The 15,141-nt window shown below is 67.6% G+C and carries 11 protein-coding genes and 1 tRNA gene; 4 read left to right on the forward strand and 8 right to left on the reverse strand.

The genetic code is table 11. The annotated features are described in order from the left end of the window. Window positions 1-2 precede the first annotated feature (2 nt). From KEG38_RS06795 to KEG38_RS06810, 4 genes are all read right to left on the reverse strand, one after another. On the reverse strand, window positions 3-860 hold the full coding sequence (locus KEG38_RS06795) for a hypothetical protein (protein ID WP_272418248.1): 858 nt from the start codon (window positions 858-860) through the stop codon (window positions 3-5). Window positions 861-911: 51 nt separating this feature from the next. After that, window positions 912-3,275 carry an N-6 DNA methylase gene (locus KEG38_RS06800; RefSeq protein ID WP_272418249.1) on the reverse strand — a complete coding sequence of 788 codons (2,364 nt, stop codon included), beginning with the start codon at window positions 3,273-3,275 and terminating at the stop codon, window positions 912-914. Between the two features lie 31 nt (window positions 3,276-3,306). After that, complete coding sequence (locus KEG38_RS06805) at window positions 3,307-3,927, reverse strand: hypothetical protein (protein WP_272418250.1); 621 nt, start codon at window positions 3,925-3,927, stop codon at window positions 3,307-3,309. Window positions 3,928-4,201: 274 nt separating this feature from the next. Beyond that, window positions 4,202-5,794, reverse strand: a complete 1,593-nt coding sequence (locus KEG38_RS06810; protein ID WP_272418251.1) for a hypothetical protein — start codon at window positions 5,792-5,794, stop codon at window positions 4,202-4,204. 260 nt (window positions 5,795-6,054) lie between these two features. Between KEG38_RS06810 and KEG38_RS06815 the strand changes: the two genes are divergently transcribed. Beyond that, window positions 6,055-7,440, forward strand: a complete 1,386-nt coding sequence (locus KEG38_RS06815; protein WP_272418253.1) for a sigma-54-dependent transcriptional regulator — start codon at window positions 6,055-6,057, stop codon at window positions 7,438-7,440. 44 nt (window positions 7,441-7,484) lie between these two features. Then, window positions 7,485-8,690 (forward strand): hypothetical protein, encoded by a 1,206-nt coding sequence (locus tag KEG38_RS06820; protein ID WP_272418254.1) that lies wholly within the window; start codon window positions 7,485-7,487, stop codon window positions 8,688-8,690. Between the two features lie 24 nt (window positions 8,691-8,714). Here KEG38_RS06820 and KEG38_RS06825 read toward each other — a convergent pair whose 3' ends face one another. Continuing rightward, window positions 8,715-9,962: a hypothetical protein gene (locus KEG38_RS06825; protein WP_272418255.1), complete on the reverse strand. Its 1,248-nt coding sequence runs from the start codon at window positions 9,960-9,962 to the stop codon at window positions 8,715-8,717. 158 nt (window positions 9,963-10,120) lie between these two features. Here KEG38_RS06825 and KEG38_RS06830 point away from each other — a divergent pair. Continuing rightward, window positions 10,121-10,195 (forward strand) — tRNA-Cys (locus KEG38_RS06830). Between the two features lie 36 nt (window positions 10,196-10,231). Here KEG38_RS06830 and KEG38_RS06835 read toward each other — a convergent pair. After that, window positions 10,232-11,005 carry a hypothetical protein gene (locus KEG38_RS06835; RefSeq protein WP_272418256.1) on the reverse strand — a complete coding sequence of 258 codons (774 nt, stop codon included), beginning with the start codon at window positions 11,003-11,005 and terminating at the stop codon, window positions 10,232-10,234. Between the two features lie 113 nt (window positions 11,006-11,118). On the opposite strand from KEG38_RS06835, the gene cobA reads away from it, so the two are divergent. Next, the gene (cobA, locus tag KEG38_RS06840) at window positions 11,119-12,729 is read left to right on the forward strand and encodes a uroporphyrinogen-III C-methyltransferase (protein ID WP_272418257.1); all 1,611 of its coding nucleotides are present in this window, start codon (window positions 11,119-11,121) and stop codon (window positions 12,727-12,729) included. Between the two features lie 9 nt (window positions 12,730-12,738). Here cobA and nhaR read toward each other — a convergent pair whose 3' ends face one another. Together nhaR and KEG38_RS06850 are read right to left on the reverse strand one after the other, a co-directional pair. Further along, on the reverse strand, window positions 12,739-13,638 hold the full coding sequence (gene nhaR, locus KEG38_RS06845) for a transcriptional activator NhaR (RefSeq protein ID WP_272418258.1): 900 nt from the start codon (window positions 13,636-13,638) through the stop codon (window positions 12,739-12,741). Between the two features lie 83 nt (window positions 13,639-13,721). Further along, window positions 13,722-15,119 carry a hypothetical protein gene (locus KEG38_RS06850; RefSeq protein ID WP_272418259.1) on the reverse strand — a complete coding sequence of 466 codons (1,398 nt, stop codon included), beginning with the start codon at window positions 15,117-15,119 and terminating at the stop codon, window positions 13,722-13,724. Between the last annotated feature and the right edge of the window lie 22 nt (window positions 15,120-15,141).

Raw genomic sequence — 15,141 nt, forward strand, 5'->3', positions numbered from 1 at the left:
AATCAGCTATCGGCGGGGGCCCCGTCCGGGGTTGTGGGCTCCTCCTTGGTCCCCCGCCGCTTCGGCCGTAGCCGCCGGAGCGCCTCTCGGAACGACGTCGCCTCGAACCTCCGCCGCGCCTCCGCGTCGTCGAAGCACGCATTGACCCCCGCCGCGCGGGCTTGTCGTCCGAGCAGGACGGCGTACGTCAGGATCCGGTTGCGCAGCAACATCGCCTCTTCCTGGTTGCGCAGCCCGAGCACGCCGAGCAGGTCTCGATTCTCGGCCTCGCGCAGGAGCCCTTCGCCCTGCTTCACGAAATCGTCGCTCATCCCAACCGCAGCGAGCGCACCCTGGTGTTGCTTCGCGGCCTGGAGGAGCAAACGCAGATCGTCCACCTCCTCGTCGAGCGTGCCCGTGGTGTTCACGTCGCCGAAGACGTCCGCGATCTCCGGCTCGAAGGCAAACGCATGTTCTCCATAGGCGGCCAGGCGCGCACGCCAGGGGCGGCTCGCTTCGACGACCTCCGCGACGGTCCGCACCCGGAACGCGCCGGTGCGGTGGCCCTCGCCAAACCAAAGGTGCGCCGTCTCGAGCAGGCGGATCGCGTCGCGGAACAGGGCGCGGCGTTCGGCCTTGTAGTTGTGCGCGTCGAGCTTCGGGGCGTGCTGGGTGACGGCGAGAAAGAGATCGCGCAGCTCCGTCAGGGTCACGCCAATCGGCTGGTTCGGCGCGAGAGATTCGCGCACGATCTTGTCCGTCTCGGGCTGCGCGGCGACGAGCAACGCCTCGAACTCGGCGGGCGTGGAGGCGGCGCGCGTCTCTTCCAGGATGGTCTGCTGTTCGGGGGTCAATGCGATCGGCATAAGGGCTCCTTTCATCGGGGCGAGGGGAGAGAGGGTCCGAGTGACATGGCGATGAGGACGCGCCGTCTATCCCAGCAGCGCGGCGACTTCCTCCTCGATCTGCCGGCCTGTTTCGGTCGCGGCGATCGCTTTGCGGATGAGGCCTCGCATCGTCTCGAAGCGCTTGCCCGTGGGAAGCGCGACGCCGGCCGCGATCCGCTCCGCTTCCTCGGCCAGCTTCGACAGTCGCTTATGGCGTTCATCGTCCGGCTCGTAGTGGGGAATCGGGAGGTGCCAGACGTACTTGTCATAATCGCGTGGGTTGTGCTCGCCACGCGCCTGGAGGGGCCGCAACCGCTCGGTAACGACGTTGCTATTGAGGATGGCCTCCAGATAACGTGCCTCTTCGAGGCTACTCGCCGTCCCCCAGTACAATTTATGCTCGACCACGGCATTGTCACGGATGATGGCGGCTGCCAGGTACATGCCGCTTGCATTGTAAACGACACGCTGCGGCGGGATCGGGAACTGGTTCGAGAGTCCGCGGTGGTAGTCGACGCGCTCGATCAGGGAAAGGCGCTCGCTGGATCGGTGCGCTTCCCACAGCGACTCAGCGTGCCGCCACCAATCGTCGAGCCCCGGATAGAGCCCGAGGCGCTCGTCCCGACCGTGAAGGAGGCGCTTGCCGTCCCAGGGGATGATGGCCTTGAGCGGCGCGATCGTCCGATAAGGCAGTACGGTCTCTCCGAGGTGCATGGATCGCACGAACTGGCGCTCGACGTTCCCTTCCAGTGAAGCGAGCGATTTCCAGGGCGCCTTTTCGTTCGGACTCCTCCGGCTGCGGACGGGAACCCGACCGGCACCCGAGCCCAGCGGCCCGGCCGCTCGCTGCTCGACGACGAGCAGGAAACGCGGGACGACCGTGGCTCCCTGTGCGAATCGCTCCTCGTACGGCGAGCCTTTGCCCGGCGTCGCATCCTTGGCCTCGCGGACCGAAGCCTCTGCGCGAGTGATGTGCCTCTTCGCGGTCTCCCATCCCAGATTGGTTTGCGGCAGCCGCCCCGACCATCGCTCGACGGAGGAGGGGAGCGCCGCGGGCTCGTCTGCATTTTCTCCGAGAATCACACAGCTCGGAACCGGGAAAAACGAGGGCTTCACCGCGTGGAGGTCCCAGGCCTCTTCAAACGATACCGTCAGGTCCTTCGATTGGACGAGGGAATAACGCCCCTTTCGAAACCCGGCGTGTTGCCGCCCGCGCAGGACGGACCAGGGCAGGACAAAGCCGAAGCGGCCGCCCGGACAGAGATAACGTTCGATGCTACGAAGGACGAACAATGTGGAGAGGTCTTGATTGGTGGCCACCGCGGCGCCGGCCCACAATCCGCGCTCCTCGCTCAGCTTGCGAAACTCGGCCTGCATCGCCGCCGTCATGAAGCGGTAGGATAACCATGGGGGGTTCCCGATCAGCACGTCGACGCGATTTTCTGGCCTCGCGAGCCAGACGGGGCGCGCCAGGTTGCGCACGTAATATCCCCAGATGTGATTGTGGCCATCGTCGTGCAACCGGCAGAGCGTCTTGAATGTATCGGTGATGATGGCTTGATCATCGGAGCGGACGGCGTAGCGACGGAAGACAGACGAGAGGCTCGGGACTGGTGCTCCGCGCGCACGGCGGATGCTTGCCAGCTCGGAGAGCTCCGCGACGAGTCGATCGAACTGGCCCACGTCGGCCAGCGTCCGCTCGGGAAAACGGAGCTCGGTCGACCATAGATGCCCCGCGAGCGTCGGGATGACGAGCGCGTTGCCCGTGAACAGGGTCCGCTCCTGTCCCCACTGGATGCTGTCGCCGAGATACACGGGAATCGAGAGCGCTGGCCGATCATCCGCCTGGAGACGCGCGGGGCCGATGGCCAGGAGGTAGGTGACGCGGGCGAACGTCACGGCGACGGGGTGGATGTCCATCCCGAACACATGCCGGGTCACGCCCGAGAGGGCGGTCGCATTGTCGAGCTTTGCCGCGTCGGCGGCGTCGAGGTAGCGCCGAATTGCGTGGAAGAGGAAGGTACCGGAGCCGCACGCCGGATCGAGCACGCGCTGGTCCAGCGGGTCCTTCACGGACACGTCGACGATACGATCGGCGAGCCAGTCGGGCGTATAGTATTCGCCGAGCTGCTTGCGTTGCTCCGTCGAAATGACGCTCTCGTAGAGCGTCTTGAGTACGTCGTGCTCGACGTCGCGCCAGGCGAAACGCGCGAGGCGACGAGCGAGCACCCTGATGAAGCGGTCCCCTTCCGGGACCTCGACGATCCAATCGAAAAAATCGGCGTCGACGACGCCGTGCACCTGCGCGTCGGCGAAGAGCTGGCCGGTTACGAGCGAGGCCGCGGAGACATCTTGTGCAGTGGGGTCGAGGCCAATGACGGCATGCGCGATCACCTCCGCGGTCGTCACGAGGAGCGTGTGCTCGACGAACAGCTCGTCGCTATCTGAATCCCGTGCCGAACGCGGTGGTAAGTAGACGCGCCCAGAGCTCGCGCTTGAGCTTCACTGTCGGCTCGTCGCGGTGCTGTGCATAAAGCCCGTAGAGCTCCGCGAAATCGAGCTTGTGCCCAGGGCTATCCGCGCCGAGGCGGCGCGTGATCTCCTGGGGCGTAGGCGCGATCTTCGCGCTCGTGGCGAGCACACCCTCGAGCCACACCGAGAGCCCTTCGACATCCGGCTTGCTCGGGTCGACCGTGAAGGACGAGACCAGGCGCAGCGCGCCCCCTTTCAGGTGGTACAGGCGCCATTCCGCGCCGTCGGTCAATACACCGACGTACCGTTGACCCATCTCCTGCGTCCGCGAGGCGACGTAGCCCGCGAGCTGCGCCTCGGCCTCCTGCCGCACGTTGCCCTTGCGCAGGTCGCGCTTGACCTCGAACACGCAGAGACCGGCCTCGACGTCGATCCGCTTGCGAGCACCCGCTTGCTGCTCCAGCACCACGTCGAGATCGCGTAGCTGTTCTTCTTCCAAGGAGAGCGGCGCCGCGAGGAGCAGCGCATGCAGGCCGCTCTGCACGTTGGCCTCTGTGCGCGTCACGTCCCGGTTCGCCAGGGTGCGCACGAGCTTGTCGAGATCGATCGTCCCCTGTCGTCATGCGCGGCAAGGTAGTCACATCGCAGCGGATAGCTCAAGCGACGTTGCGCCTTCCCGCCGCATCCGTACCTTCGCGCCAGCGCGGCGTGCACACCGCCCATCACCTCGAACGAACCGCTCCACGTCTTCGCGCGACCGAACCAGCGTTTGCTGGTACGGGCTCCACGATGTGCTGGCACGCCTCCATCGACGTGCGGGGCCCTTCGCGAGGCTCGTCGGCTCGTCTTCACAGAGTGAGGAGCTACATCCGGAAATAGCCGCTCGGCCGCTTCGCCGGTTTGCCCATGGCGATCCGGTGGAGCTCGCGCGCGGCGTCCTGGTGGTCCGGATCGAGGTCGAGCACGCGGCGGAGATCCTGCACCGCGCCTGGCTCGTCGCCGATCCGGCGGCGCAGATATCCCCGGTAGAACAAGGCCTGCGTGTGGTCCTCGCGGGCTTCGAGCAGCGCGTCGAGCTCGGCCACGCGCGCGCGCAGATCCGCGCCGCCGACGAGCGAGCGGATCCACACGGCGAGCGCGGCATAGTCGGGCTGCGTGGGATCGACCTCACGCGCGAGCTGGCACGCCGCGAGCGCGCCCGCGAGATCACGCTCCGCGATGCGCGACGTCGCGAGGCAGTAGAGCGCATGCGCCGGGCGCGCGGCGTCCGGTTGGCCCTCCGGCGGCATGGGCACGGTGGGCGCCTTGTCGCTCTCCGTGTCGCTTGCCGGGGGTTTGGGGGCAGAGCTCGGCTCGTCCGAGCGTCGCCCCCAAGCGTCGGAAGGAGGTTCGGCCGCGACGGGCTTCGGCACGTTCGGCGGCGAAGGGTCTGTCTCGACGACCGCGGACGGCGGCGGCTCCGTCACGGCGGCCCCGGACGGCCGCTCGCTCACGGCCTCCATCGGCGGAGGCGTGCCGACGCGCCGCGCGGCGAGCGTGAACGCGCTCGGACGACCGCGCTTCCGCGGGCGCGGTTGCACGCGTGAACGCTCGCCGTCGCCCGCGAGATCCGGCGCTGCCGCGCCCATGCGATGCGAGGCCGCGCGCAGGCGGATCCGCGCGAGCGTCACGGGACGCGCCGCGGCCGGCTGCGGCTCGGGCGGGATCTCCGCGCAGAGCGGCGTCGTGCCGAGGCCGAGATCGAGCGAGCGCGTGATCACGAGCGCGTAGACCATCCAGCAAAGCGTCTCTTCCGGCGCGAAGCCCGCGGTGAAGAGCTGCGCGAGTGCGAGCTCGCTCGTCCGGATCCGATCCAGGATCTCGCGCTCTTCGGTCGTCGGCGCGAACCTCTCGATCGCGGCCGTGGGGTGGATGCGGATCGTGACGTCGCGCAGGCGTTCGATCGTCTCGGTCATCATCGACGAGGCCGTCGCGTGGGCGCGCACGCCGGCCCAGAGAACCGCGAGCGGGTGCATCGTCGCGGTCGGCGCCGCGTCGTCGAGCAGGTCCGTGCGGCCGTCGAAGTAGCTGTACGTGGTGTCGGCGCCGAGGCTGAAGAGCCGCGTCATCCGCATCATGAACTGACGCGCCGCCGTTTGCTCGAGCAGGTCGCGCTCGACGCACCCCGCGAGCAAGAGCGCATCGCCGAGTAGCCCGTGCATCGAGAGTGCGCCTCGCAGCGTGGTCTCGTCGATCGCGCCTGCTTCGACGAGCATCTCGCCGAGCATCGCGTGCCCGTCGCCCGGACGAACTTTTACGGGCGCGCCCGCTTCGAGGCGGATCGCATGCTCGATGCCCGACGCCTCGCGCAGAAAAAGCGCGCCCGTGAGCTGCTTGTCCAGCGCGTAGACGAGCAGGTGTGCGAAGGGCGTTCGCCCGAGATCGCCTTCTGCGGTCGGAAGGATCTCGGCAGGCATGGGATCTCGAACGTATCACGAAGCGAACCACGTTCGTACATCCCCAACGTGCGGAACGCGGGTCGGCCCGACCTGAAAGCGGTTCATCGCTGCGCGAAAAATCGCGGTGCCTCCCACGACCCCCCACACCCTCCGGTCGCTCGCTTCTCCACGTCCACTTCGCGGAGCTTCGTTACAGCTCGCGTTCGAACCCGTGCCGTGACGGGGGCGTTCGGCGTGGGGCCGTCCCACCCCCGGCGGACGGGTGCTAGGGTCTGCCGATGCCGCGCGGCCATGTGCTCGTCGTCGATGACGAGCCCTCCATCCTCACCACGCTCCAGAAGGCCCTCTCGCTCGAAGGTTATACCGTCGACGTCGCCGGCGGCGTCCGCATCGCCGAGGAGAAGCTCGCCAAGAAGAGTTACGACATCGCGCTCTTCGACGTCGCGCTCCCCGACGGCGATGGCGTGTCGCTGCTCGAAAAAGTCCGCGTCGGGGGATCGGACCTGCCCATCGTGATGATGAGCGGCCATGCCTCGATCGACGCCGCCGTGCGCGCCACGCGTCTCGGCGCGCTCGATTTCCTGGAGAAGCCGCTCTCCACCGATCGGTTGCTCCTCGTGCTCGACAACACGCTGCGCCTCGTGCGGGCCGAGGCCGAGGCGCGCGCGCTGCGGGCGCAGGCGGGGCAGCTCGGGGAGCTCATCGGCGAGAGCCGGTCGATGGTGGCGCTCCGCGAGCAGATCGCGCGGGCCGCGAAGGCGAGCGCGACGGTGCTCGTGACCGGGGAGCGCGGGACGGGCAAGGAGCTCGTGGCGCGCGCGATCCACATCGCCGGCAAGCGCGCGAAGGGCCCGCTCGAGAAGATGAACTGCGCCGCGGTCCCGAGTGAGCTCATCGAGAGCGAGATGTTCGGGCACGAGGCCGGCGCGTTCACGGGCGCGACGAAGCAACGGCGCGGGAAGTTCGAGCGCGCGAGCGGCGGCACGCTCTTCCTCGACGAGGTCGGCGACATGCCGCTGCCGATGCAGGCGAAGCTGCTCCGCGTGCTGCAAGAGCGCGAGATCGAGCGTGTCGGTGGACACGAGACGATCAAGGTCGACGTGCGTGTCGTGGCCGCGACGAACCGCGATCTCGAAGCCGCTGGCCAGAAGGGCGAGTTCCGCGCCGACCTCTACGATCGGCTCAACGTCGTGCCGCTCGCGCTGCCGCCGCTCCGCGCGCGCCGCGAGGACGTACCGCTGCTCGCGCGGCATTTCCTGGGCCTCGCGATGGCCGCGAACGATCGGCCCGGCATGGTCCTGACCGAGGGCGCGATCGAGGTGCTCACGGGGTATGGTTTTCCCGGCAATGTGCGCGAGCTCCGGAACTTGATCGAGCGGCTCGTGATCTTGACGCCCGACGCGAAGATCGACGCGGAGGACGTGCGGGTTTGTCTGGGCGGCGCCTCGGCCGGGACGCCGACGGGCCTCTTTCGTCCGGGCACGCCGTTTCGGGTGCTCGCCGAGGAGGCGGAGCGGCGGATCCTGGAGGAGGCGCTCGCGCATCATGGCGGGGCGATGGCGGCGACGGCGCGCGGGCTCGGCCTCGAGCGGAGCCACCTTTACAAGAAATGCAAAGCGCTCGGGCTGCGCGGCGACAAGGCGGAGGCCGAGGACGAAGGGTAGAGCTTGGTCGTGGCAATCAAAAGGCCGCGGCGAGGAGACGGGTCATGAAGTCGAAGACGTACGTTGCTTTGATTCTTTCGGGTACTTTGGGCCTCGGGCTCGGGGCGTGTCGCGCGACGGGGAACAATACGACCGGAATCGGCGGCGAAGGCGGCGAAGGTGGCGCGGGCGCGTCGGGCGGCGAAGGTGGCGCGGGCGCGTCGGGCGGCATGGGCTCGGGCGGAATGACCACGTCGAGCACGGGCACGCCGGGCAGCTCGTCGTCGAGCGGCACGATGTGCACGCCGACGGGCGACGAGAACACCACGGAAGCGTGTAGCGACGGCGTCGACAACGATTGCGACGGCTTCAAGGACTGCAACGACTTCAACTGCGACAGCGTCGCGCCGTGCGCGAAGATCCAGGAAGCGTCGAACCCGCTCTGCTCCGACGGGATCGACAATGACATGGATGGGCAAACCGACTGCCAGGAGATGGCGTGTCAGGCGCTCGCGTTCTGCAAGCGTGAATGGTCGAACGGCCGGTGTTCCGACGGGATCGACAACGACGGCGACGGCAAGAGCGATTGCTTGGACACCGATTGCCAGGCCGAAGGCATCGTGGTCTGCACGGGCGACCAGCCGGCGAACCCCATGCCGATGGCGGCCGAGTTCGAGTCGCTCGCGAACGACGCGTGTACGAATGGGCAGAACGAGGACGGCAACAACTTCATCGATTGCAGCGACAATGCCTGCCTCGTGAACCCGGACGTGACGGCGTGCAAGAACCTCGTCAAGGAGGATTCGAACGTCTTCTGTGCGAACGGGCTCGACGATGACAAGGACGGGGTCTCCGATTGCGAGGATCCGGGCTGTCAGCGCGAGGGCATCATCGTGTGCAACGCGAACGTGCCGGCGAACCCGATGCCGGCGCCGAACGAGTGGACCGCGCTGGCGAACGCGGAGTGCTCGAACGGCGCGACGGACGACGGGAACAACTTCATCGATTGCGCGGATTTCGGCTGCTCGCTGAACCCCGACGTCACGATCTGCCCCGAGGCGAACGACGCCGAGTGCTCGGACAACGTCGACAACAATAGCAACACGTTCGTCGATTGCGCCGACAACTCCTGCAGCCGCAAGCCGAGCATCACCGTCTGCGGCCACGAGCTCTCGTTCGCCGAGTGCAGCGACGGCATCAGCAACGACGGCAATCCCTTCGTCGATTGCGACGACTTCGCCTGTGCCAACAGCGGCGCCTGCGTGAAGTGAGGAACCGCCCGGGGGGGGGCTCTCCTAAAAATATCCGTGAATCGTGGTGGCCACGCTCTGGTCGAGGAACTTTCCGACACCCGGGGCGGGGTGCTGCGTCCAGTGCGCGTATTCCACGAGGAACTGGAGATGGTCGTTCATGTTGTAGCCGAGGCCCGGCTGATGCATGAACTCCGTGTAGCCGACGTCCTGGTATCGCACGCCGCTCACGTTGTAGCGGGCCACGAATTTCCAGATGCGTGCCTCGCCGCCGACGAGGAGATAGTCGTTCCGTGACGAGGCGACGCCGGGGACGGCGGGCGCCGTGGCGGTCGCCGGGGTGGGCGGGATCGGCCAGTCCGTGACGCTCTGGCCCCGCTGGCGCATGACTTCGCCCCACACGCTCACCGGGCCGATGTTGATCGTGGCGTCGAGGGCGAACCGGAGCACGTCCCGGTTTTTCCCGGCGAGCGCCGGGATGTCCGCCTGGAAGTATTGCCCGGACACACCCAGGACGAGCGACGTGTCCTTGTTCCAGTAATACGCCGGCTCGGCGCGGACGATCGCGATGTGCCTTCGCCTCGCGCCGGGGATGCTGATCGTGTCGCGCCCGACGTACGAGCCGTTCGTCCGGCCGTCGACGAGGTAATATTGCCCGAAATACGCGAGCCGCAGGCCCGTCTCGTTGCCCGCGTTGCCCTCGATCGAGATGCCGTAGTTCGGGTCGAGCTTGATGCCGTCGTAGAAATGGATGGGCCCGAAAAACGAGTTGTCCCAGAAGAGGCCGAAGTGGCTGTACGATTTGCCGACCTTCACCGTGACGCGCGGGTGCTTGTAATAGAAATAGCCTTCCTCGATCCACGCCGGGCCTTCGTAAAACTCGCGCATGCGCGTGTCGCGCACGCTCGCGTTGAAGAAGAGGCCAAAATCGCCGATCGAGCCGTCGAAATTCAGGTGCGCGACGTGCATCCGGAGGAATGGCTTTTCCTCGGGAGGCTGGAAGGGCTGGTAGTAGAAGAGCCAGGCGCCGCCGTGGAGCTCGATCTTCAGCGTGGGTTTCGAGGGCGGCGGCTCTTTCGGCGGCTTCGGGGCGTCCTTCGCCGGGTCCTTGGCCGCGCCTCCGTCCGAGGGCTTCGGTCCGGGGTCGGGTTTGGTCGCCTTCTGCGTCGCGTCCGCTCCCCGCGGGTCCTCTTGGACACGGCGCGGAGGCGTGGACGTGATGCCCTGTCCCAGGGCAAACGACGGCGCCGCGAGGAGGCAAGCGGCCCAAACCCATCCGACGATCGCACGCATGCCCGTTCTCCGCTCGCCCTGCACGGACCATCGTACCGGATCGAGGCGCGGCGCCGAAAAGGTTTCAGGGGATGTGGCGGGGATCACCTGAAAGGTGTCGTGCACGGACGCTTGACAGAGGGCGCGGGATGGGGCAAAAACGCGCCCCTACCAACCGCGGTGAGGTAGCCAAGCGGTTAGGCAACGGTTTGCAAAACCGTCATACGCGGGTTCGAATCCCGTCCTCACCTCCAGAAACTGCTTCTTTCGGCCGGGATCTCCCGGCCTGATCACCAGCCGTCGTGATCGGCGCGGCACGAAAGGGCGTCGACGAGAGCTTCGACGACCGCGAGCTCACTCGCCCGGATGCGCGGCGCCTTGCGGCCGAGCTCGATGGACGCAGCAAGGCGGCCACCCGTGAGCACGGGGACCATCCACGCCGCGTCGCACGAGATGCCGAGGTTCAAGAGCCGATCCCGGACCGCCTGGCCCGCGGGGCCCGGCGAGGGCTCGGCGACGACCGTGTTGCCCTCCGCCGCCGCAGCGAGCGCCGGATCCACAAGGCTCGTGCGCTCGCCGATCATGTCGCGCGCGAAGGGGCCGTGTGCGTACAGGACAACCGCTCCGCCGGGACGCACCACGTGCACGAGCCCCGCATCGGCGCCCGTGCGCACGACGGCCGCGTTGAACAGGAGCAGCAACGCGTCGTCGAGGTCCGCGGCGCCCGCGAGGACGTCCTGCGGCATCACCTCGTCCGGAAAGACGGGCCGACCCGGCTGTGTGATGTCGTCGCCGAGGCTACCCGGGATGGTCTCCGCGGGGCGAGGATGGTAGGGCGGCGTGGGCGCCGCGGAGTCGACCGAGATCACCGCGAGCTCCGAGAGAGGTCGCCACACCTTCCACGCCTCGTGACGAACGTAGCTCTCCAGCGGCACCTTTCCCGCCTCGAGGCCCCGCGCGATGAGCTCGATGCCGACAGGACCGACCGCCGTCGCCCCATCGGACACGTACCATCGGTCGACGACGCCCGCGCTGGGCTCGGTGAGCAGCTTGATGGATCGCATACAGCAGCAGAGATCCCCAACGAGGAAGGGATGTGATGGGCGGAATCTAGGCGAATTGCGCATTGTGTCAAGGATGTGGCAATCGAGTTAAGAGGAAAGGTCGCGCGGGGATCATGAAAAATCGGTCAGAAGGCGAAGAAGGCGGGGATTTTACGCGATCCGCGGCACGTGCCGCCGCGCCCGGGACGGTGTACCTCGTGGGCGGAGGCCCCGGAGATCCTGGACTTTTGACCGAACGTGGGGCCGAGCTTCTATCGAGCGCGGAGGTCGTGCTGCACGATGAGCTCATTCATCCGGCCTTGCTTTTGCGCGTGCGGCCCGACGCGGTCGTGATGCCCGTGGGCAAACGAGGCTCGGATCGCGCCTCGAAGCAGGCCAAACAGGAGGCGATCGAGGCGGAGCTCGTGCGGCTCGGGCGCTCCGGCAAGAGCGTGGTGCGGCTGAAAGGCGGCGATCCGTACCTGTTCGGCCGAGGCTCGGAGGAGGCGGAGGCGCTCGCGCGCGCAGGCGTGCCGTTCGAGGTGGTGCCCGGCGTGTGCTCGCCGCTCGGAGCGACGGCGTACGCAGGGTTTTCCCTGACGCACCGGGATCTCGCGTCGAGCGTGATTTTCGTGAGCGGGACGATGCGATCGGGCGCGGGATACGACTGGTCGGAGCTCGCCAGCGTGAAAGGCACGATTTGCGTGCTGATGGGGATGCACAACCTGGAGGAGGTCGTGGCGGGGCTTCTCGGGCCTTCGAAACGCACCCCGGAGACGCCGGCGGCGGTGATCCAGTGGGGGACGCGGGCCGAGCAGCGGGTCGTGACGGGGACGGTCGCGGAGATCGCGGCGAAGGCGCGCGCGGCGGGGCTCGGGAGCCCGGGGATCTTGCTCGTGGGAGCGGTGGCCGCGCGGCGGGAGGCGCTGCGCTGGTTCGATACGCGGCCGCTGTTCGGGAAACGCGTGGCTTTGCTCCGGCCGCGGGGTCAAGCGCAATCGGTGGCGAAGCGGCTGCGAGAGCGAGGGGCCGAGCCCTACGTGTGGCCGGCGATCGAGATCGGTCCGCCGCCCGATCCTTCGGTGGTTTCGGCGCTCGTTTCGGAGCTCGGCGCCTGGGACGTGGTCGCGTTCACCAGCGAGAATGGCGTGGAGCGGCTGTTTGCGGCGCTCGCGGAGAAGGGCCTCGACGCACGGGCCTTTGGCCGCGCGAAGGTGGCGGCGATCGGGACGGGGACGTCGGCGGCGCTGCTTTCCCGGGGAATTCGCGCGGACATCGTAGCCAAGGATTTTCGCGGGGAGGGACTTTCGGCCGCGATCCTGGCGGACGAGGAAATCCGGAAACGTTTGTCGTACAATCAGATTGTGCGGGTGGTGATCCCGCGCGCGCTCGTGGCGCGGGAGGCGCTGCCCGAGATGCTGCGGGCGGCGGGCTGCGAGGTGCGGGTCGTGCCGGTGTACGAGACGCGCAAAGCCGGGCCCGAGCGGACGGCGGAGCTCGTGCAGCGGTTCGAGGAGAAATCGATCGATGTGGTGCTGCTTTCGGCGACGAGCACGGTGGAAGGGCTCGTGGCGGCGCTCGGCGCGCGGGCGGGCGAGCTGCTCGCGGGCGTGACGGTGGCGAGCATTGGCGAGATCACGACGGAGAGCGCGCGGGCACGGGGAATCGAGGTCGCCGTGACGGCGGAGACGAGCACGATGGAGGGGCTCGTGGAGGCGGTGGAGAGGTATTTCGCGCGGAAATGAGGGGCGGGCTCAGCCGAAGATGTTCTTGCGCGCAGCGCTGGCGACCGCGTTCGTGGCCGGGTTTTTGATTTTTCGTTCGCCGGTGATCGCGTAAAAGCGTTCCTTCACGGCTTCCGTGTGGCCGACGACACGAAGGTCGTATTGGTTCTGGATCTCTTTTTCGATCACCGAAGGCGCGACAAGCACGCCCGCGCCGGCCTGGCCGAAGACCTTGAGCAGCGCGCTGTCGTCGAACTCGCCCACGATGCGCGGACGAACTCGTTCGGATTCGAACCATTGCTCGAGCGAGCGCCGGAGCGTGGTGCCCTCGGCAGGCAGGAGGAACGGCGCGCCGTCGAGGAAGCCCGGGAACGGCCTGCGCGTGTCGAGCGCGATCGAGGGCGCGGCGAAGAAGCTGATCCCGCATTCGCCGAGCAAATGGCTGTAGGCCTTGATCTTCATGCCGGAGCCGAGCGGGGCGTCGGTGATCACCATGTCGAGGTTGTGGAGGGCGAGCTCCGCGATCAGCCGCTCGGCCTTGTCCTCGCGACAAACCATACGCACGGGCTCTTCGAGGTCGAGGGCCGGTTCGAGCAGGCGGTGCGCGATGAGCTTGGGCAGGGCGTCCGCGATGCCCACCACGAACCGGAGCGGCCTGCCGGTCGGTCGGCCTTTGACCGTGTCGAGTAGCTCGCGGCCGAGCGAGAAGATGTCGTCGGCATAACGGTAAACGACGCGCCCGACCTCGGTGAGGACGAGGTGCCGGCCGCTGCGAACGAAGAGCTTTTCCCCGAGCGCCTCCTCGAGGGCGCGAATCTGTCCGCTGATGGTGGGCTGGGCGAGCCGCAGCTCCTGGCTTGCCCGCGCGATGCTCCCTTCTCGCGCGACGACCCAGAAATAAAGCAGGTGATGATAGTTGAGCCACTCCACTGTAGCCGCAGCATACCATCGTTTTTCCCGATGTCTCCGCCGCGATCCATCGGCTTTTTCGGGCAGACGACCTCGCTTTGGCTTCAGGAAATGCGGATCGGATTCGCAAGGAGCCACAAGCGCTCGCGGATGTACGACTCGCCGGTGTCGCCGACGTGCGGGCGAAGGTGGGTCGGGAGGATGCGGACCTCGACGCGATACGCGCCGGGCGGCGCATTCTCGAGGCGGATCGTGTCGCCCTCGGCCGCGATCGTGGTGCCGGACGCGTCGATGCGGAGCAGGCGCATGGAGATCGTCGGTGCGTCGACGGCGGGATCGAGGTTATGAACCTTGGGAGCGTGGGCCACGATTGTGGCGCCGGCGGTGGTCTCCCCACCCATTTCAACGAAAGAACCGTTTGTCTCGGCATGAAAATCAAAGCCGGACGGCGTGCCGAGGATCTCGAACGCGACGTAGCTCCGGCCAGCGGCGAGGGCAGTCTTGACGGAAGCCGGGGTGATCGGGCCGTCGACGAGCGCGATGTTCGAGAACCACCGCATGAGGCGGCGGTAGCTGTCGCCACGCTCGCCGTCGCGGAGCATGCCCGGGAAGCTGTTTTCGTGGACGTCGGTGCCCGCGATGCCCGTGACGTGGCGCGTGGCAAGCAAGGCGTCCCAGCGCTGTCCGTAGATGGGCAGTTCTTCGAAGAAGCCGAGGAAAGCGAGGTCGGGCTGCGGGCCGTCTTCGTCCTGGCGGGTGAACGGGAGGATGGAGGCTCCCCCGCCATAAGCTTCGAGGCCGAGGAAGTCGCGGCGGATGTCGGGGTCGATCGCCGCGTGGACGTTGTAGACCTCGATGCCGTCGTACGGCATCGAAGCAAGCCACTCGGGTGTGCGGGACTCGGTGTGCGCGATGAAGACGAGGGCGCCGGCTTCGTGCATCACATCGACGGTGGCCGCGGTTTCGCCCTCGTACGTCGCGCGGCGCGTGGCCGGGTCGCCAGGGAGGTGGCGTTCGAGGCCCACGGACATGAAGGTGTTCTCGTTGCCCGCAGTGACGAGGACGCGGCGGCCGTCGCCACACGCGACGTAGTTGCCGATGGGCGCGCCGTCCGCGCCGAGGACGGGTTCGTCGCCAGGCTGGATGAAGAGCAACGAGGGGAAGTCGGCGTCCGCCATGTGGGCGGCGTGGTCGGTGAGGAAAACAAAATCCTCGGCGGCGTCGCACATGCCGCGGCGGAGGTTCGCGACGCAGTCGGTCCGAGGTACGCCGCTGTCGTCGAGGCCTTTGCCGTCGCACGCGTCGTGCGAGTAGGGCGAGTGGCTGTGGATGATGCCACGCGCCTGCGTGAAGCCACGCACGGGGCCGAGCGCGACGTCGCTCGGCGTGGCGAGTTTGTCCCAGGCACGCGGCGTGGGTTTGACGGAGGGGGTTACGTCCTCGCTAGAGCAAGCGAGGGCGAGGAGTGCGAGCGGAGCCGCGAGGAGCGAAAGGCGAGTCATGGCCCATGATAGGCCGCTCGCT

This window comes from Polyangium jinanense, from assembly GCF_028435265.1.
GTDB lineage: Bacteria > Myxococcota_A > Polyangia > Polyangiales > Polyangiaceae > Polyangium > Polyangium jinanense.

Bases quoted from the DNA above. Each gene is read 5' to 3' on its own strand.
- KEG38_RS06795 (WP_272418248.1), bottom strand. From the start codon at position 860: ATGAAAGGAGCCCTTATGCCGATCGCATTGACCCCCGAACAGCAGACC.
- KEG38_RS06835 (WP_272418256.1), bottom strand. From the start codon at position 11,005: ATGCGATCCATCAAGCTGCTCACCGAGCCCAGCGCGGGCGTCGTCGAC.
- KEG38_RS06815 (WP_272418253.1), top strand. From the start codon at position 6,055: ATGCCGCGCGGCCATGTGCTCGTCGTCGATGACGAGCCCTCCATCCTC.
- KEG38_RS06810 (WP_272418251.1), bottom strand. From the start codon at position 5,794: ATGCCTGCCGAGATCCTTCCGACCGCAGAAGGCGATCTCGGGCGAACG.
- KEG38_RS06820 (WP_272418254.1), top strand. From the start codon at position 7,485: ATGAAGTCGAAGACGTACGTTGCTTTGATTCTTTCGGGTACTTTGGGC.
- KEG38_RS06850 (WP_272418259.1), bottom strand. From the start codon at position 15,119: ATGACTCGCCTTTCGCTCCTCGCGGCTCCGCTCGCACTCCTCGCCCTC.
- KEG38_RS06825 (WP_272418255.1), bottom strand. From the start codon at position 9,962: ATGCGTGCGATCGTCGGATGGGTTTGGGCCGCTTGCCTCCTCGCGGCG.
- cobA (WP_272418257.1), top strand. From the start codon at position 11,119: ATGAAAAATCGGTCAGAAGGCGAAGAAGGCGGGGATTTTACGCGATCC.